Here is a 19,577-nt window from a genome sequence, read left to right as displayed (position 1 = left end):
GATTTAGCTTATAAGCCAGCAGAATCTCGATTAAACTGTTCGTTTTAGCTTATAAAGCATCACTTTCCTGCTTATTTTTATTTATCACTGTTTGAACAAGAGAGAAAAATGTGATATGTACGAGTATCTACAAATCGATTCTTTAAAATCGTCACGATGAACGGATTCCTATATACTTTCTTGTTTTTAAAAGAACGCTTCTTCCCATATAGGCAAATAGTTTATAAATATTATTGTGAATTTAGCACATAGTGCAAGAATAATAGATTAAACTTTGACAGATAAGTCTTTCTTTTTATTTTCACGAATTAATGTTCGCATAAAGGGTAAATAGAAAATAATGATACAGCCAACTGCTATATATGCTAATTTTAATCCAAATACATCTGTTAAAGTACTACTAATCATTGGACCTATCATCATTCCGATAGAATATGCAGTATTGTAGATAGCGAAGGTTAAACCATAAGCATTTACACCACTTTGTTCAGAAACATTGGCCAATTCCGGCAATGATGGTGTTAAGACTAAAGCCATACTAATCCCAAGTAGACCCATTGCAAGTGCTTGAATCCATATTGTATCTGGCAATATAGTCAACGGCAGTGAAATCGATACCATTATTAAACCAATAATAATGGTTTTGATATGGCCTATCCGTATAGAAAACGTTCCTATAACAGGAGCTAGTAAACCGTATGATAAAGTAGGTACAGCAAATAATAAACCGATATATCCAGGAGTAATATTAAAATGTTTTTGCAAGTGTATAGGAAGAGTCGGTTCTAAAACACTTGGAACGGATGCTCCAATAATAACTACGCCAGCAATAATGAGCAAACGCCGATCACGCATTACTTTAAAAGGAGATAAATAATTTTCAGATTTGCTACTCGGAATATCTCGAAGTAGTATTAGTCGTAAAACACCGTCAAAAAGAGCAAGACCTGCAGCAAATAAGAATGGTGCTTGGTAGCCTCCTAATTCGTAAAACCAACCACCGACAGTTGGACCTAAAAGTGTCCCTGCTGCTTGACCTGACAATGCAATTCCCATTGCTTTTCCTCGTTCTTCTGGAGGATAAAGATCTGCCAGCAGCGCCAATCCTGCTGTCCAAGTTACAGCTGCTGCAACTCCTTGGAGAGCCCTTGCAACAATTAATAGTATATAGCTATTAGCAATACTGAAAAGAATGGTTGCTGCTGCCAAACCTAACAATCCCCATAGCATCGGCCCCCTCCGCCCTATTCTATCAGATAGTAATCCAAAAATAGGTGTTGCTATAAAAAGCGTGATTGCATAACTACTGAACAGAAAGCCAATAGCAGTTTGCGATACTCCTAGAGAAGAAGCGTATCCTGGTAGTATAGGCACAACCAAACCATAAATCAGCATATCCGTAAATATCGCGATTGCAACAACAAACAAAGCAGCCTTGCGAGTACGACTTAATTCTTTTGTATTTGCCATTTCATCACTCTCCGTTAAAAAATAAACGATCAATACACTATAGATATACTTTTATCAAATGAGATTTTTTAAAACGAATAAAACTATTTTTTCTTTTGGGATAATAGCTTTTCATTTATTTGTTTAATAAAATTCAATTGAAGTTCACATTGTTCATACATATTAGTAAAAATCAACATTACATTTTCTGGGATATCGATAAAATTCTCTTTTTCTTTTTGACCAGCTTTCATTTCCTCATAAATGGTTTGAATCGTCAGTTTTTGTTCCTCTAAAGCATTTAATATTTCTTCTTTTGTAGACTCATTCATAAATGTTAAAGCTGTATATAATTTTGCTGGGAAAATAACAGAGGATTCTTTAAATGATTTAATAACTAGTCGTTCAAGCTCTTTTTTTCCTTCCAACGTAATGTTATATATAGCTTTTGAGCGATTGCCTGTTTGTTCAATCGTTTCTAATACAACTAACCCCTCTTTCTCCATCCTTTTTAAAGCGTGATAAATGGATGCAGGCTTAACATAAGCCCATTTATCTGTTTGCGATAATTGCATTTTCTGTTGAATTTCATAGCCAGACATTTGCCCAAATGTTTGTAATAAACCTAGCACCATTGTTCTCGTCATTTTGTCACCTCAGTAAATATTTTATAATCAATGTATAATACTAAACGTTTAGTATTGTGATAAAAATTATAGCATGATCGGTAATGAATGTAAATATTTGTTTTACCGATCATTTGTATATATTTAAGTGTAATTTTGCGCATCCAACATGAAGAACCTAACATCTTTTCTCATGAGAAGATGCTGGGTTCTTTATTGCTATTTGTAGTGCTTTTAGGTGCTATCCTCCCACTATGTAGATAACGGTAGCGAATCTAGTAAAACTCGAATGTCAATAAGAAAAACAATAATGGGAATTAAGTCTTCCTAGTACATCGTCTAAAGCATGGTATTTATTTAAACTAATATAAAACTGCTAAGTTGATTTTTTTAGCTCATCTATTTATTGAATTCATTAACTGGAAGAAGTATTCAGGTTTTTGAGTCTTATTTAGGTTATACCATGAATGTAATGTATCTGGTGCAAATACATCTAATTTTTTCAGTACTTCCATCGCAAATTCCAGAGGAGCTACTCCTGATGCAGTAACCAAATTCTCATCAGATACCGCAGGTCCCATCTCATAAAATTTTTCTCCTTTATAATTAGGACAGACCATTATAATATAACTTCCCTGACAGCTACCGTCAGGGAAGTTATCATACTTGATGAAATTTTATTAACGATAACACTGTTATTAAAGTTTCTATATCCATATACTTGACGTATTTCTTCTAAATGCTCAGCCTAGTTGTATCACGTTGAGCATATCAAGAGTAAACCTCTGGATTTCCTTTCTTTTCGCTGTTCTGATGTCAGCAGTTTCTTTCACAACAGACTATAAATCTACTGACTATAGCATGGTTATTTGACTTACGTCTGGCTTTTATAAGTTGGCTGAAAAAGTAGGTAAGGAAACAGCCGAATATTATCGTGAAGCCTATGATGGACCAAAGGGTAATGCACTGGCCTCAAAAGCAGAAGAAATGTACAGTTATCTAAGTAATGAGTATAAGGCATATTACGATTACAGTTGGGGATGGTCAAGGCTTCATGCCATGCAAACGACTCTACCCTTTACGATTGGCCTGCTTCTAATTGTGGTATTGTCACCCATGTTTTCTAACGAATATGGCAAAAGAGTAGATTCTCTGCTTTTGAGCAGCAAATATGGCAAGAACAAATTGATAAAAGCAAAGTTAGTTACCGGATTTTCAATTGCGATTATCTCATGGTTATTTATTCAACTAATAAATATAGCCATCATTTTTTACTTTTTTGGAATAGAAGGCTCAAAAGCTTTTGTTCAAAACTGGGCGGTGAATCCGAGCCCTTACGCTCTAACTTATCTAACAAGTTATCTTACGGTTACTGCTATAAGCTTTGTAGGACTCCTGTTTTTAATATCAACAATCTTGTTTATTTCATCTCGTAGCAAGGGTCCTTTTATTTCACTTATCATCGTAGCGATTATTACTTTGTTTCCTACATTGCAACTCGATTTTATCGCCAGTAGAGCAGCACAGAAAATCTTGATATTTATGCCTGCTAATATATTAATAGGTGTGCACCATGTAAAAAACTTTGATGCTTTCTATCTCTTTGGCAAAGTAATCATGCTACCTTCTGCAGCAACGGTTGTTGCCTGTTTATTATCAATACTAATGGTAATTGGGACGTATTATAGCTTTAAACAACATCAAGTAGAAAATTAGTAGGGTAATTAATTGTGGCTAAAACATTTGATTTTTGGCTTGTTTTTATATGTTGATTACACTCAATTAAGGCGAATTGCTGGTCAAAATACCTTGGTTCAATTGATGGACTTATTATCGGAGCGTTAATTTGGATAGGGTTAGATGTGTTTAGCTAATTCAATCTAGAAATATATAAACTAAAATTGTATAATTTACTTTATGGTTCATAACCAAGTTTTCTATTATACATTCATATATCCCTCCTATAGATATATGCATTTTTAAACAGAGGTGTTTTCTTATGTTATTTTTTGATCGAATTTTGATCATGGTCCCTCCGATTCCGTAGCTATCGAATAATCTTTATATCTGAGATTTCTAAGTTATAGGAGGGTTATTAGAAATGAAAAAAATCTCAGTACCATCATTATGGTTAATGATTATTCTTGTGGCATTCCCACAAATTAGTGAAACAATTTATGCACCTTCTTTACCTGATATTTCTAGCGCTTTGCATGTAAGCAGCAATGCTACTCAGCTTACACTTAGTATATACTTTATAGGTTTCGCCCTAGGCGTCTTTTGTTGGGGATGGCTATCCGACTTGATAGGACGGCGCCCTGCAATGCTTTGGGGGATCCTTATTTATGGTATTGGTAGTCTTTTATGTTACCTATCAACCTCAATAGAGCTCTTAATGATTAGCCGTATGATTCAAGCATTTGGTGCAAGTACAGGTTCTGTAGTAACACAAACGATTCTTCGCGAAAGTGTTGCTGGACATAAACGTCATGCCATGTTCGCACAAATCTCTGCTGTTATTGCATTTACGCCAGCCTTAGGACCATTAATTGGTGGTTGGGTTGATCAAGCTTTTGGCTATAGAGCTGTATTCTTTACACTCATTGCGATGAGCATTGGGATTTTTATATATGCATTTACAGCTTTACCTGAAACAAGAACAGTTACAACGATAAATAAAATAAATGTTTTTCAGGTGCTAAAACGCATTATTACAGATAAAAAAGTAATAGCATTTAGTTTGCTAATTGGAGGTACAAACGGCATACTATTCAGTTATTATGCTGAATCGCCATTTATTTTCATTGAATACTTTAAAATATCTCCAGGATTATATGGTTTTTTAGGAATAATCGTAGCATTAGCTTCTATTGTGGGAGCAAATATTTCAAAACGTTTATTGCCTATTTATAAACCAGAAAAGATTATCTATATTGGATGTTTAGTCATGACAGTAGGTGCAATAGTCTTGACAACTATCATTCTAAATGGAACAAGCCCTAACGTCTTTTTTGCTACTGCAATTTTAGCGGCAGTATTTATCATCTTATTAGGAATAGGAGTTGCTTTGCCTAATTGTCTTAGTTTGGCGCTTGTAAATTTTCAAGATGTAATCGGAACAGCTGGTGCTTTATTTAGCTTAGGTTATTATATAGTAGTCAGTCTCATCACATGGGGAATGAGTCAAATTCATACTGGTTCATTGTTAGCAATGCCGTTATATTTCCTTGTGTTAGCTTTCTTCATGACAATTGCTTGTAGGATATTTATTTATCCTTCTAGGCTTGAAAAAGCTATTTCTTTTAAAATTTAGTTTCAGTATGTAGATATACGAAAAGAGGCTCATTTCAGCATGAGCCTCTTTTTTATGTGATAATTATTTATTATTTGAAGGCTAATACTTGTACAATAAATGAAATAGGCGATGTGATAGATTTTAAAAACCAGTCTATGCCTCGGCCAGACATTTGACTTTTCGTTTTCCCTAACCTAAACTTCTTCGCTTGACTTGCCAATAAATATGAATAAAAATTATTGCTATTTGTTTTGATCGAAATTGCCTTCTTTCATCTTTAGTTGCAAAAAGATATTTTTCTATGTGAATTTAGCACATGCTGCTTAATTTAAATGACTTGTACAATTATAACGCTCACAAGACCAGTTGTTATTTTCATATACTATTGTCGTAAGTGAAGTATTTTTTAGATTTGTTTCCATATTAGCTTCTCGCAATATTTTTGTTAGTAAAAGTTTAAGAAAAGCACCATGACTAACAATTAAGATGGATTCATGATGATGTTTCTTTATGATTTCATCTATAAAAGACAATCCCCTAGCAATTACATGTTCAACTTCTTCAATTCCTAAATCTAAAGTCCTCCAATCCTTTCCCCACTTTTGAATTCTTTCTTTTTCTGTTGTTCCTTCAATCTTACCTCCTGCAACTTCACAGAGCCTTGCATCATAAATGATATTTCCAGTCCCGATTTTTTCTTCAATCGCTTCAGCTGTTTGCTTTGCCCGCAATAAAGGACTTGAATAGATTACGTTCCAATTTTCATGACTTAATCGTTCTGCAAGCCTGTATGCTGCTGTTAAACCATCTTCGTCAAGTGGAATATCAGAACTTCCTTGCGCCCTTCCTTCTTTATTCCATGATGTACTTCCATGACGAATTATCCCAATTTTTATCATTGTTCTCCCTCGTTTCATTTTCACTTCACCACTTCTAAAATATTTTAACTGAATAGCATCATCTCAATTATCTTAACTTTCTTCCGATCCAGCTTGGAGATACAGGTTGAAGCCCTACCTCCCTCGCCCATATCGATAGTTGCCCAATATGATGAATTTCGTGAGCGATTATGTGCCGGAGCACTTCACCGTGAGTATAAGACACTGGATCCCATGATACCTTCACTCTTTCATTCTCCCTTTCAATTGACCAGTCCTGAAGAAACTTTTCAATCTTTTCATGATATTTATCTGAAAGATATTTTACTTGATCGATAGAGTGATAATCCTTCATATCTATTTGTTCATCTGCTTCTCCTTGAAGTGCACGAACCCAACTGTATTCTACATCAATAATATGTACAAGTGTATATAAAATATTTCCTATCCCTCCTGTTCTTCTTTGCAGTAGTTCTTCATTCGTTAATTGCTTGGACCATTCCATCCATTCTTCTCTCACTTGCCAATTATAACGAAATAAGGTGATCATTCATTTGCTTCCTCTCATACGATTGTTTGTTATTTGCTAGCTTATCATTATTTCCGTAAAAATACGTCGTCTTACCATTTTTTTAAGAAAATCTTTATTTAAAATCATGTATGAGCATAAAAATATGTTTTGCCAGATGTTTAAATTCCATGAACCTTCATTTCTTTCTTCTGGAATTACAGTTTTAATACGGATAAATTAGTAGAATAATGTAACGATCCATATTTTTGTGGACACAAGAACAAATACGTCTATTCAACTATGTGGTACGAAATTGGAACAAAGAAATTATCCATATTTACGTGAATCGAACGATGAAATACGAGGTCAGTCCAAGCTTAATGGAAAAGCTCGTCAAGTTATCAGAAGGATTTGCTGGCTCAGACTTAGAATCTCCAGTAATGGAAGTTGCTAAGCACGCATACAGACTTGGAGATGACTCATTGATGATCATCCTTTATCCGCTATTTTGAAAATATCGTTCCTCTTTCACAGACGAGTCCAGAACAGATTGACTATATTCGCAAATGGGGGCTAGAACGAGCTGTCCCAGCAGGAAAATCATTTGAAGAGACAGATGTTTCAACAACAGCTGTCGAACGAAGAAAAACACCTAGAACGGTAATCGTGTAAGTAAAGCATTTATCATGCTAAATATAAAGAAAAATAACCATCAATAGGCAGCTTGTCACCGATTGATGGTTTTTTCTCTTATTTCTCCTCAATTAAGCTCATTAGAGGTACTTCTTGCTCGGCTTCAGGTTGAGAAAGAGGATAAATTCTAGCCATTTCCGTATTCTCATTAACATGTTGAATATAGATAGGCGTTCCGTTATAAGTAACATTTGCCATAACTGGTGAAGCAGCAATTTCTTTTGCCCTTTGTGTCTTCACGTTTCAGCACCTCCTTTTTTCATCAAGGACAGTTATAATGTTTACTACCTGCTACAACAATATTCCTCTTAGTAAGGAGGACAACAAATAAACAAAGCCGTTCTGATAAAAAATGTAATCACGTCGTTATACGGTTTGATGGAGACTTAATCGAGATACAATTTACCGTTCCGCTCTGAATTGCCCTTCTATTAGCAAGACAGGAATAATTGGGATTTTACACATTTCATACATCTTGAATCCACTTAAGTAATTGTCCAGCTACGATAGGATGGTCCAGATAGGCGAAAAAATTGTGGGGATTGTGGTCACCCTCGCTATCTTTCCAAAATGTAAATATTCTAGGGAAGTCTTCAATTTTTTGAACGAGATTTCTGCTAAGCATTAAATGAAAGTCATCGTGAACATCACCGTCATGTGCTACATAGTCATCTTTCGCATTGATGTTGATCCAGTTTATGATGTTTTTCGGGTACCGCCCGTCTTGCGGTTCGGTGGAATCATACAGATTTCTCAGCACAGCAGGTTCACCGAGCGGATTTCCGAGAGTCATCCATAATTTTATCTTTTTTTCCCATAATTCTTTATATTCGCTCATCCGAGAGAATTTCCATAATACGTCGTACGAAACCATACACCCCATACTATGAGAAACCAATGCTACGTCTTCATCTTCAAGCAAGATTTTTTTTAAAGGTTTCTGAAGTCTTTCACGAATTTCTGATCCGACAACACGGCTGAGCAAGTAGGCGCCTAAATCGGGAAGGAGTTTAGCAATTACCCTATCCTCGGCACCGAACATGGAGAAGACCGGACTCATCACTCTTGACAAATCGTCATATATTTTAATAAGTCCTGCATCTTGAATCCACTCTTCATAATCCTTTTCTGAAAACTGATCGGTTGGACGATTCAGCATACGCTGTAAATCTTCATCATAATAACCCGGTCGTACGTACCATTCCCCGTTCACTTCTACCATCTTTTGCTTTAATCTTGGATGAGCTTTTATCATAATACGATTGTTAATATCACCGTAATAAACAAATGTTACCTTGATAGTCCCTTGTTCTACAGCTGTTGCGGCATCTTCATTAACTCGTCTTAAACCTGCGATGAGAGACGTTAGTACGAGTCGTTCCATTTCTTTACATTGAGGTTTCTTATCGCGGCCGTGAATGATAACTAGATGCTTGGCTGCCATGATCTCATCACTCCATTATAAACGTTTTTGTATGTGCATCTATATATTGCTCGTACTCGTTAGAAATATGAGTAAAAAAACTCGTTAGACTCACTACAAGCATAAAAAAGCAATCCCACCATTTTTTTGGATTGCTTTTTTACGTTTTATGAACAGTAACTTTTACTTAGTTGTTTATTTCATTTTGTTTATAATAGCCTTTATAAAAACACAAAGTAGATCACAGCAGCAAGCACCAAGCGATAAATGGCAAATGGAACGAGCTTGATCCGATTGATCAGCTTCAAGAAGAAGCGAATCGAAAGAAGTGCAAATATAAAAGCACTAATAAATCCAACGACAAAAAATGGAACAACCTCCATCGTAATCGAATCCCAGCTGTTCAAAAGCGATAAAAAGCTTGCACCAGCCATAATCGGTACGGCCATAATAAAGGTAAAATCAGCAGCCGCACGATGACTCATACCTATTAGGACACCGCCAGAAATAGTCGAACCAGAACGAGAAAACCCTGGCCACAGGGAGAAACATTGAATGAGACCTACTGTTAAAGCTTGTTTATATGTAATTTGATCAACAGTCTCCGTCTTTGGACGGCGTGGTCGAAACCAATCGGCTGCGAGCATAAGAAAGGCTCCGAGAACAAGGCCGATGACTACAGTCTTAGTAGAGAACAAGTATTCATCAATGTAATCATCAAATAACAACCCTAGAATACCAGCTGGAATGAGACCGACGATAATCTGCAATAGATTCAAACGCGGGCCTGAAGTTGTCTGTCCAGACATTTTTTTTAGCCCGAGCAAGTTCATGAAACGATCCCACATGAGAACGACGACAGCAAGTATTGATCCCAATTGGATAACAATCTTGAACGTATTGGCTACGTCCGGTGAAAACATATCTTTCGTTTGAAACAAGAAATCATCGACGATAATCATATGGCCAGTGGAAGAAACCGGTGCAAACTCGGTCAGCCCCTCAACCAATCCTAGTATGATTGCAACAAATGCTTCCCATAAACTCAATAGAATTCACACTCCTATCTTTCTTGATTACCTTGCTTACCGAATATTTTATCGAAACCTTTCATCTAATATATTAATAGAGACATGAAATTATCCTTTATCATATCTCTATACATAGAGACGATTTAAAAAAGCAAACATCTACAGTTTCTTTCAAAAAAGATGAAAGCTGTGCTCATCCTCTACCTGTGAAGATTTGGATGCATCGTTCTTTCCCTTAAATTTACCAGTATTCTTCTTTCGAGAAAAAATGGGCTGGCTTTCTTCTAAATCAATAGATATCTGCTTTTTTAAAGTAGATGATTGTTGCCAGTAATCCAGCAATAGATGTCATTCCAATCGCAATATACGAATATAGTGGAGGATATTCAGGAACAAAACTATTTGTTGCTATTACATTTACGGCTGACCAAGGAAATAAGACGCTATATTCTTTATTTGCAATCGCTACGTTTCCCATTGTGATAACGGCGGTGAAAATAATGGTTGGAACATAATTTTTAAACAAAAATGTAACAAATATCGTTGGGGTTGATAGAAGAAAAAGAAGGCTGCCACCTATGATAAATTGCTTTAAAGATTGTATTAATACGGCAGCACTCAAACCTTCAACCTGTCCGATAAGCCCCAACATAAATGTCAATCCCCAAGCAGTGAAAGTTAATACTTGAATCCAAATGAATAGCAGCACCAATTTACTTATAATCAGACTCATTCTTGATACAGGAATGGTTAATAAGTTTTTCAACGTATCTTCTACATATTCACGATTAAACAAATAAGCCGTAATGACACCATATAAAAGGGTTCCGATTAACAGGAGGACATACAAGTTGGTTTCGGAAAAAAATTCACTAAATAGAATAGCTTCATGAGGTTTTTTGGCTTTTACATCTAAATAACCGATAAAGATCATCAATGGGGCTGCTGCCGCTCCGATTACACTGACCATAAACATTTTAGCTCGTTTAAGCTTTAACAGCTCGGTGTATAATAAATTAACCAATTGTTCCACCTCCTATTAATTTGATAAAGTAATCTTCTAATTTATCCTCACTCATGGTAATCTTTGATACGTCAATGTCATGTTCTACAAACATCTTGTTCAGTTTACTCTGTTGGCCGATATGCGAAAATACACGGATCTTTCCGTCGTCATGAACTTCGTAGTCAACAATATCAAAGTGCTTCTCCAGAAGCATAGCTGCTTTATTGTCGTTAGATACTTGAAACTCAAGATATTTGCGGTTTCTGTTTCTAAGTTCCTCAAAAGAGAGCTCTTCAAGCAGCTTGCCTTCATGAATAACCCCGATATGATCGGCTAGCTGCTCGATTTCAGATAGAATATGGCTAGAGATTAAAATGGTTATCTTTCTTTCTTCAGCAAGAGACTTAATGAGTCTTCGGATTTCCTTAATACCAACTGGATCCAAGCCATTGGTAGGTTCGTCTAATATTAACAGCTCCGGATGATGGAGAATGGCTCTAGCGATGCCCAATCTCTGCTTCATTCCCATCGAGTATTTGCCAACTAGCTTTTTCGTTTCATGCTGTAGTCCAACGATCTCAAGTGCTTCTTCAATCGCATTTTTTTTATGGACGCCCATAAGCTTTGCGTTGATTAATAGATTTTCTCTACCTGTCAAGTTTTCATAAAACCCTGAATACTCAACAATTGACCCTATTCTCCTTAAAATTTCTTTTTGATGCTTAAACAAATCTTCTCCGAATATCTCGATCTTGCCGTGGGTAGGTTTTATTAACCCTAATAACATGCGAATTGTCGTCGTTTTACCTGCACCATTTCGACCTAGAAAACCGTAAATCTGCCCTTGATTTACATTTATCTGAAGGTTGTCTACTGCTTTCTGGGTTCCATAAATCTTCGTTAAATTTACAGTTTTAATCATGTTATCCCCCTGCTTTTAAGCTATTATTGGGCATCAGCTCCATAGTTACATGTTAAGCAGACGATTTTAAAAGCCTCTTAATTAGTTCTTAATTATTTCTTAAAGCACCTACGAATCGTTTCGTTTTGGGAGGGTAAAACTAAAAGTCGTTTTTATTCCAGGTTTACTTTCTACCCATATTCTTCCTGCATTTTTTTCGACAAGAGCTTTGGCAATGGCAAGACCCAACCCGCTGCCTCCATGTAAAGGATTCCTTGAGCGCTCTGTACGATACATTCGTTCGAATACTTTCGCTGCATCATCTTTTGAAATCCCAACCCCCTTGTCCCATATGTTTAGTTGATATTCTTTCGTGTTCTCTATTAGCTTGATCCCTAATACTTTTCCATCTTTTCCATACTGTATCGCATTCTTTATCATATTATTGATGATTCTCCTCAAGCTTAGGCAATCTGCCACGATCAAGCATTTTTCTTCTGGAATAGAGACTTCTAACTTCATATCGATTTTTTTCAAATCCGGTAAAAACTCAATCACTGATTCCCTCGCAATCTCTGCAAAATCAAGCAATTCCGGTTTCAATGGAATCTCATTTGCATCTAACTTTGCTAAATGAAATATTTCATCGATCAAATCCTTTAAAGCATTTGCCTTCTTAGAAATGACCTCTACATATGCTTGTCTTTCTTCTCTCGAAACTGCTATATCATCCTTTAGAGCATCTACATATCCTATAATAGAGGTAAGTGGAGTCCGAATATCATGAGAAATATTAGACAGTAGACTCTTTCTTGCCGCCTCGGATTTTATCGTTTGAACTTTAACTTTGTCTAATTGTTCGATCAACTCATTGATAGAGAAAATTACTTCAGAAAATAAAGGATCATCGTTAGTCAATAATCTAGTATTGACATTTCCAGCAATTGCACGTTTTAATGCTCTAACGATACCCTTTAATTTCACCATAAATCGGAACCTCATGAATAGCAGGATTGCTGTTATGATAAAAAGCACAGTAAATAAAACCCCACGAAAGATTCCTTGGGGCTCATTTGTCATTTCCATCATGACAAGTCCTGTCATGATTAGCAATTGAACAATGATGAGCAAAATACTCTTATCATGATTCATCTTTTTCACCTACAAATTTATACCCTATTCCCCATACTGTCTGAATAAATTTCGGATCAGACGGATCATCTTCTATCTTCTTTCTAAGCTTTCTAATATGTACCATAACGGTATTATCATCTTCGACAAATTCACTGCCCCAAACTTGACGAAATATTTGGGTTTTCGTAAAAACTTGTTCAGGATGGGAGGCAAAAAACTTCAGAAGCTCAAATTCTTTTGCTGTTAAGGAAACCTCTTCGCCAGCTTTCATGATTGTGTATTTTTTCACATCAATCGTTAAGTTTTTAAACTTTATCATTGTTTCTTCATGTACACTGCTTCCATTGCTTCCTAATATTAAAAACCGCCTCATATGTGCCTTAACTCTAGCAATCACTTCATTTATACTAAAAGGCTTTGTAATATAATCATCCGCCCCTATGCTTAACCCTAAAACCTTATCAACCTCCTCGTCCTTAGCTGTAAGCATCAGTATCGGAATATTGGTTTTATTTCTAAGTGTTCGGCATACCTCTATACCATCAATCTTAGGCATCATCAGATCCAATATGATGAGGTTATATTTTTTTTGATCAAACAAACGAAGGACTTCCTCTCCATTTGCTGCTACGTCTACTTTATACATTTCTCTTTGTAGATATTTTTGTAATAAATCTCTAATTTCTTTTTCATCATCGGCTATAAGTACTTGAATATCTTGCATCTTCTCACCTGCTTCTTCTCTGATTGACGATTTATCCCACATCAATTGGCTTTTTCGTGGACGCTGTGATTTTAGCCCTTTGTTCTAATCAATGAGGAATGAGAGAGCTCCCCCACTTTATAAGCCTTTTATCTATATTTGTTGTATTACAAAATTCGATGCAGCTTGAGTATATAATTTTCTTATCAACGAGTCTGCTCTATATCTAGCTTAGACATTTACCATCAAAAAAATAAAAGTCATCCTATTTTAGCAAACTTGTAGATTTAGTTTAACCAATTCATTGAGAAATGCAAATGAAGAACAAGTTATAAAGTTTTTGTAAAGGAGGATATTTTTTCAATGTTATTTAGGATGCCCCCGTATCTTTTTGTTTATCGTATTCGTTTATATATTGAGGTTAGTCATTAATCTATCTAGGATTGAACTACCTTGTAAAAAATCAACTATGCGAAATGGAGGCTGGAATGAAATGAATGCAATTCCTTATGTAATTGAACAATCGCCAAGAGGAGAAAGATCATATGATATTTATTCCCGTTTATTAAAGGACCGCATCATTATTATTGGCGACGAAATAAATGATCATTTAGCTAATAGTGTTGTTGCTCAGCTGTTATTCCTTGCTGCAGATAATCCTGACAAAGATATTTCCTTATACATTAACAGTCCAGGCGGCTCTACTTCAGCAGGCTTTGCTATCTTTGACACGATGGATCTAATTAAACCAGACGTGCGAACAATTTGTACCGGAATGGCCGCATCATTTGGAGCAATGCTGCTTCTTTCAGGAACAAAGGGAAAAAGATTTGCTTTGCCTAACAGTGAAATCATGATTCATCAGCCGCTTGGGGGCACTCGAGGGCAGGCAACTGATATCGAGATTTCGACACGAAGAATGTTGAAATTAAAAGACCATACTCATCGAATTATTTCTGAACGTACCGGACAACCATTGGAAAAGGTAGCAGCCGATACAGAACGTGATTTCTTCATGTCTGCTCAAGAAGCAAAAGAATACGGTATTATTGATGAAATCATGATGAAAAAATAAGAAGCTTGAAGGGCAAACGCTTCGATCAAAGCGTTTGCTCTCTTCATTAGTCAGTTAGACATTCATAAGTATGGGGAGATGCTTCCGCTATAAAAGGACTTTTTTCACCTACTGAGAAAAGATGCAGCTCGTGCATTGCTCGGGTACAGGCTGTATAAAAAAGCTTCCGTTCACTCTCTCTTCCATATTGTGTTAAAGACGCATTATAAATAATGACTGCATCAAATTCAATTCCCTTTGCCAAATAGGAAGGTAAAATAGACACCCCTTTATCGAACGTATGTGCTTTTTTATCGATAAAGCGAATTTCGATCTCATTGTTTAGTTGTTCAAATGCTTCCTTGCTTTCAGCTGCTGTTTTACAAATAATAGCGATTGTTTGATGGCCATTTGCTGAAAGTTGACGAATACGCTCAATGATTTTTCGATGTAGATTATCGGTCTTCTCTACTTTAGTTAGTGTTGGCTTCAGTCCATTGCGATTAAACGCTTCAATCGTTTCTCCTCCTGGTATGAACTCTTTTGTGAACGCTACTATTTGCTGGGTAGAGCGGTAGCTTTTCATGAACGTCATTTTCTCGGAATGCTCTAATCCTTGTAAATCACTTGATAATAAAGTTGGTGCATTCATTGCATGAGCGTATATTGCTTGATTAATATCGCCAAGGATTGTCATCCTGCTATAAGGAAAGAGCTGTCTTAAAAAAGCAAATTGAAATGGTGAATAATCCTGTGCTTCATCAATAAACAAGTGGCGTATTTTTGTATTTGCTTTTCTCCCCTCAAGTTGGTCTTGCAAGTAAAGATAAGGAGCGGCATCTTCATAAGCTAACTCCCCTTGCTTGATCATCTTTATTGTATAAACGCCAATATCGTTCCAAGTTCCCGGCAAGTTGTCTATATCGATAAATTCGTGCAGCTGAAATAGTTGGCAATACAACTTTTTCATATGAATAAACTTAAAGTGCTTTACTGCTCGTTTAATTGGATTAAAATACTTTTTCACAATCATTTTTGCAATCAGTGCCTGCTCACGCTCTGCACCATCAAATGTATCTTCATTAGATTGGAGTTTGTGATACACTTTTAAATAATCTTCTCGATCCAATAGCTCACTTTCAGCGATAACCCAATCTTTTGTACGTTCATGCTTCTCGAAAGCAGACAATTTTTTTAAAAGCCATTTAGCTGTCATCTCCATACGATTAGGAATGGAGATAGATGTTTCGAGAGAATAAAAATATTGGTTGATTTGTTGTGCTGAAATCAACGTTTTCCCTCTAAAAGAAATCTTTTTAAATAAAAGCTGCTTCTCAGATAGAAGAGCAACGTATTGATCAATAAGTTCTTTATATGAGAGACTTGCTTTATAGGCAATGCCTGTTAGCCTTGTTTGATATTCCGGCTCTTCCATTGCGGTGAGCAAGTATTCCATTTGTGAAAAAGGATCTTCCAGATGAAACTCTCTCCCGAGCCGATTTTCTAAATATGATTGAAAAGTTGTCTGTTCCATATTATCTTCGCCTAATTCAGGCAGAACAGTTGCAACATAGCTATTAAATAAGGGATTAGGAGAAAACAGCATGATGTTTTCGGACTGTAATGATTTACGATAACGATAAAGTAAATAAGCAACACGCTGCAATGCAGCAGATGTTTTTCCGCTTCCAGCTACTCCTTGTACGATTAAATATTTGCTTCGTTCATTTCGAATAACTTGATTTTGCTCCTTTTGAATCGTAGCAACAATACTCTTCATTTGGGTGTCCGCCTGATTGCCAAGTACTTCTTGCAGTAAATCATCGCCGATCGTAACGCCTGTATCAAACATACTTAAAAGCTTTCCTTCCCTGATGATAAACTGACGCTTCAATTCCATATTTCCATGAATCGTACCGATCGGAGTTTCATATTTCGCTGCACCTGGAGCATAGTCATAGTACAAGCTGGAAATTGGTGCACGCCAATCATAGATAAGGAACGTTTCTTCTTTTTCATCCATTAAAGATGTAATTCCTAGATAGATGCGTTCGGTTTTGCTTTCCCCCTCTTCTAAAAAATCAATGCGGCCAAAGTAAGGAGATTTCTTCAAACGGTGCAAGTTTTTCCACTGTTGATAAAATTGCCCATGGCTTCTTTCCCGTTCCGACAGCATTTCTGCCTGTTGTTTAATACTTGTAAAAGTCTCGCCGACATCATCAGGTTCATCTAAATTGACAGTGACGTCATCCCAAAAGGTTTTACGAATATCAATAATATTTTCTTTCAAGCCTTCCATATTGTTTTTCAGATGCACCGTTTTTTTATCAATGATTGTTTTGATCCAATCAAGGCGCTGCTGCTCTTTTTGCCGTTCAGTATTCATACGTAAAACCTCCTTTAAAAATCATGCGTTTTCATTTGACAAACGATAAACAATGTAGTAAAATTATAATTGGAATACTTTATACTTTTAAATATAAAGTTGGCATAACTCTTATCTTATCATTCAATTGTATGAATTTCAAGTGATAAAAAGGCTAAACTGATTATCGTTTAGCCTTTTCTTTCGTGATCAAACAACCGATAACATATGTTTTCTTTTGCAATACTTAACAAAGCCTCGTAGGGATCTCCTTTTAAATGTAAGAGCTGGGCAAATGCAGGTTCAGTTTTAATGCCTTGCTGTTTCAATTTTATGACTTCTTCCCTCATTGCCGGATTCCCTTCCAGGAGAACATGCTCAATTAACATGTGCAAATAAGCGTTTTGCTGCTCCACAGGCTGCGGCTGTGCAAATAACTCAAACTCAAAATCTGCAAACACAAAGTTTGCTTTGATGACTGGCACACCTCTAATCTCTTTTCTTTGCAAAGCAAAACCTTTTTTCTCGCTGTATAATTTTCTTACTTGCAGTTCATATTCTGTAAAATCATACACTTCCATCACGATATCTAAGTCTGATGTGCTAATGTCTATTCCAATCGGAATCGTCCCACATAAAATAGGATTGTACATTTGTAAATCTGCCATTATTCCAAGCTTTGTGATCGCACCATAAGCTTGTTGCTGCCTTTTATTTCCGCTTTTTAAATAGTGTATTGAATGAAACTTGTATCTATCCTCTTGTACCACAAATATAAGCTCCTCCTCAAATTACTTTACGCGGGTTTCTCCATCGCCTCCAAACCCAAACCAAAATTCCCAATCTGCGTAGCTGCCATCAACCTGATAATATACTTTATTTACTTTATCATAGCGAAAAACGATTTCATTTAAAATAGATTGCAGCTCATTCACATCCATTGTGTATATTGGCCCTACTTGTTTGACGAACGATTCATTAAAATCCACAATCAATGTACCTTTGTCAAATGCCACTGCATTCAGCCATTCCTCTTGACTAGATTTTTGTTCCAATATCGTTCCTTTTGGAGGTTGTTGGAGTAGTTTACGTAGCTGCTTCTCAATGAAAAGATGATTTTTTCCAAACTGTGAAATATCATAACCTTTGGATGCCCCTTTTGCCTTGGGACTCTTTTTTTGAAGAAATTGATACTCAATATCTCGTACCTTTTCATCTGAAAGCTTAAAGTGCTGTTGGAAATCAGCCAGAGAAATACGATCTACTGTTTCTGCCCATGCTCCAAATTCTTTTCGTCCAACATATGAGATTAAAAAATCTGGAATAGAATAAGCAACGTCATCAAACACATGATATTCTGGCGGGATTACTGGGAGATTCCAGGAACTAAAATAACGTATGATTGAATGTACATCTTGATCTGTGAGGTTAAATGCTTGCTGGAAACTTTCAAGTGAATAATCTTCAGTCTTGCTTGCCCATTTAAAATAGCGATCTAATCCAACGTGATAAATAAGGCCTTGTGCAATTGGGCTATCTTCACTTGTTTCTTGATTCGGAAAATTGATTGTAATTGTACTCTTTTTATTATTTGATTCATCAACGTATCCTACTTTGGCACCCAAGCTTTCCGCAACGAATCGAAGCGGAACATAAGTATGGTTATTGTACTTTAAAAAGTTGATCTTCTTAGGTAATTGTTTTTCTTCACCATTTATGAACAAGTTTACCGGAAATAAAAAAGCCTTTACATACTCTCCAGCAAGCACGGTTGTTGAACTTGCAATTGCTATACCTATCGTGAGTCCTAAAAGAAACATCCTCTTTTTCACCTTCGACACTCTCCTTTTTTATTTTAATTTTTAAAAATATCTTTATATGTTCAAGAGTTTCAAAATTGGCATTTCTAGATGAATCAGCCTTATTTTCCCTTTAGAAAAGAAGTCCTGTCAAGCGATTTTCAATTTTAAGAACGCCAAACTGATTTTAAAATGGAAAGATCATTGTTCTTAATATATTATTTATATCCTTTTTCATTGGTGCAAGAGCCTTGGGAATACAATTTTTTAATTAGCAATGAATAAAGCCCAATGTTAAGTATAATAAGACTAGAGTTAGATATTGCAAAAAAAAGACCCTTGGAATGAATCCAAGATGGCCTTATAGAATGGACTATATTAAAAATCTTTTTATCTTTATATATAATTTATATCCTTTTGCCTCGACTGGCATGAAAATTACCAGCCGGAGGCATTGGGACTATTATTTTTAATTGCAATGAAAAAACTTGTAATACAGAAATTAGCTAAAGATAAACCAATTAATTTAATCTAAATGAAAAAAGATTAAATATTGAATCGTGGTAAGATGATAGCTAGAGATAAAAGTATTAATTTCCAATCTACTTTAATAGTGACACTTATCATACTGAAAAAATTAAAATTTATAATTATATAGATCCTCTCCTTAGAGAGTCCCTATTCCTCTTTATAAGATTTTATAATTAAA

The 19,577-nt window shown here is 35.8% G+C and carries 18 protein-coding genes and 1 pseudogene; 4 read left to right on the top strand and 15 right to left on the bottom strand.

Annotated features, from left to right (window positions below):
- Positions 1–267: 267 nt before the first annotated feature.
- The 3 genes and pseudogenes from J2S08_RS19590 to J2S08_RS19580 form a co-directional block, all read right to left on the bottom strand.
- Positions 268–1,470 carry an MFS transporter gene (locus tag J2S08_RS19590; protein ID WP_307232579.1) on the bottom strand — a complete coding sequence of 401 codons (1,203 nt, stop codon included), beginning with the start codon at positions 1,468–1,470 and terminating at the stop codon, positions 268–270.
- Between the two features lie 83 nt (positions 1,471–1,553).
- Complete coding sequence (locus J2S08_RS19585) at positions 1,554–2,096, bottom strand: PadR family transcriptional regulator (RefSeq protein ID WP_307232578.1); 543 nt, start codon at positions 2,094–2,096, stop codon at positions 1,554–1,556.
- A 374-nt stretch (positions 2,097–2,470) separates the two neighbouring features.
- Positions 2,471–2,704: pseudogene (locus J2S08_RS19580) on the bottom strand (glutamine amidotransferase); the annotation flags it as partial.
- A gap of 265 nt (positions 2,705–2,969) precedes the next feature.
- Here J2S08_RS19580 and J2S08_RS19575 point away from each other — a divergent pair.
- Positions 2,970–3,791, top strand: coding sequence for a hypothetical protein (locus J2S08_RS19575; RefSeq protein WP_307232576.1), 822 nt, complete (start codon positions 2,970–2,972; stop codon positions 3,789–3,791).
- 385 nt (positions 3,792–4,176) lie between these two features.
- Complete coding sequence (locus J2S08_RS19570) at positions 4,177–5,388, top strand: multidrug effflux MFS transporter (protein WP_307232574.1); 1,212 nt, start codon at positions 4,177–4,179, stop codon at positions 5,386–5,388.
- 305 nt (positions 5,389–5,693) lie between these two features.
- Here J2S08_RS19570 and J2S08_RS19565 read toward each other — a convergent pair whose 3' ends face one another.
- Both J2S08_RS19565 and J2S08_RS19560 read right to left on the bottom strand, forming a co-directional pair.
- Complete coding sequence (locus J2S08_RS19565) at positions 5,694–6,269, bottom strand: histidine phosphatase family protein (RefSeq protein WP_307232573.1); 576 nt, start codon at positions 6,267–6,269, stop codon at positions 5,694–5,696.
- A gap of 67 nt (positions 6,270–6,336) precedes the next feature.
- Positions 6,337–6,798 carry a DinB family protein gene (locus J2S08_RS19560; RefSeq protein WP_307232572.1) on the bottom strand — a complete coding sequence of 154 codons (462 nt, stop codon included), beginning with the start codon at positions 6,796–6,798 and terminating at the stop codon, positions 6,337–6,339.
- Between the two features lie 314 nt (positions 6,799–7,112).
- Between J2S08_RS19560 and J2S08_RS19555 the strand changes: the two genes are divergently transcribed.
- Positions 7,113–7,271, top strand: a complete 159-nt coding sequence (locus J2S08_RS19555) for a hypothetical protein (RefSeq protein WP_307232571.1) — start codon at positions 7,113–7,115, stop codon at positions 7,269–7,271.
- Positions 7,272–7,509: 238 nt separating this feature from the next.
- Here the strand turns inward: J2S08_RS19555 and J2S08_RS19550 are convergent, their stop codons facing one another.
- The 7 genes from J2S08_RS19550 to J2S08_RS19520 all read right to left on the bottom strand — a co-directional run bounded on the left by J2S08_RS19550 (position 7,510) and on the right by J2S08_RS19520 (position 13,671).
- Entirely contained in the window at positions 7,510–7,692 is a 183-nt protein-coding gene (locus J2S08_RS19550; RefSeq protein WP_307232570.1) for a small acid-soluble spore protein H, read from the bottom strand.
- 226 nt (positions 7,693–7,918) lie between these two features.
- Positions 7,919–8,896 (bottom strand): hypothetical protein, encoded by a 978-nt coding sequence (locus J2S08_RS19545; RefSeq protein ID WP_307232569.1) that lies wholly within the window; start codon positions 8,894–8,896, stop codon positions 7,919–7,921.
- 200 nt (positions 8,897–9,096) lie between these two features.
- Complete coding sequence (locus J2S08_RS19540; RefSeq protein WP_307232567.1) at positions 9,097–9,924, bottom strand: undecaprenyl-diphosphate phosphatase; 828 nt, start codon at positions 9,922–9,924, stop codon at positions 9,097–9,099.
- A gap of 271 nt (positions 9,925–10,195) precedes the next feature.
- Positions 10,196–10,930 (bottom strand): ABC transporter permease, encoded by a 735-nt coding sequence (locus J2S08_RS19535; protein WP_307232566.1) that lies wholly within the window; start codon positions 10,928–10,930, stop codon positions 10,196–10,198.
- Positions 10,923–11,834, bottom strand: a complete 912-nt coding sequence (locus J2S08_RS19530) for an ABC transporter ATP-binding protein (RefSeq protein WP_307232564.1) — start codon at positions 11,832–11,834, stop codon at positions 10,923–10,925. Before J2S08_RS19530 ends, J2S08_RS19535 begins: the two co-directional genes overlap by 8 nt.
- A gap of 108 nt (positions 11,835–11,942) precedes the next feature.
- Positions 11,943–12,965, bottom strand: a complete 1,023-nt coding sequence (locus J2S08_RS19525) for a sensor histidine kinase (protein ID WP_307232562.1) — start codon at positions 12,963–12,965, stop codon at positions 11,943–11,945.
- Positions 12,955–13,671 carry a response regulator transcription factor gene (locus J2S08_RS19520; RefSeq protein WP_307232560.1) on the bottom strand — a complete coding sequence of 239 codons (717 nt, stop codon included), beginning with the start codon at positions 13,669–13,671 and terminating at the stop codon, positions 12,955–12,957. Before J2S08_RS19520 ends, J2S08_RS19525 begins: the two co-directional genes overlap by 11 nt.
- A gap of 472 nt (positions 13,672–14,143) precedes the next feature.
- On the opposite strand from J2S08_RS19520, the gene clpP reads away from it, so the two are divergent.
- A complete protein-coding gene (gene clpP / locus J2S08_RS19515; protein ID WP_307232558.1) occupies positions 14,144–14,725 on the top strand; it encodes an ATP-dependent Clp endopeptidase proteolytic subunit ClpP in 582 nt (193 codons plus the stop codon).
- A gap of 46 nt (positions 14,726–14,771) precedes the next feature.
- Here clpP and helD read toward each other — a convergent pair whose 3' ends face one another.
- From helD to J2S08_RS19500, 3 genes are all read right to left on the bottom strand, one after another.
- On the bottom strand, positions 14,772–17,090 hold the full coding sequence (gene helD, locus J2S08_RS19510) for an RNA polymerase recycling motor HelD (protein ID WP_307232556.1): 2,319 nt from the start codon (positions 17,088–17,090) through the stop codon (positions 14,772–14,774).
- Between the two features lie 170 nt (positions 17,091–17,260).
- Positions 17,261–17,839, bottom strand: coding sequence for a DUF4269 domain-containing protein (locus tag J2S08_RS19505; protein ID WP_307232554.1), 579 nt, complete (start codon positions 17,837–17,839; stop codon positions 17,261–17,263).
- 21 nt (positions 17,840–17,860) lie between these two features.
- Positions 17,861–18,901 carry a stalk domain-containing protein gene (locus tag J2S08_RS19500; RefSeq protein ID WP_307232553.1) on the bottom strand — a complete coding sequence of 347 codons (1,041 nt, stop codon included), beginning with the start codon at positions 18,899–18,901 and terminating at the stop codon, positions 17,861–17,863.
- Positions 18,902–19,577: the final 676 nt, after the last annotated feature.

This window comes from Bacillus chungangensis (assembly GCF_030812995.1).
Classification (GTDB): Bacteria; Bacillota; Bacilli; order Bacillales; family Bacillaceae_C; genus Bacillus_CF; species Bacillus_CF chungangensis.
This window is presented reverse-complemented; position numbering and strand designations above follow the sequence as displayed.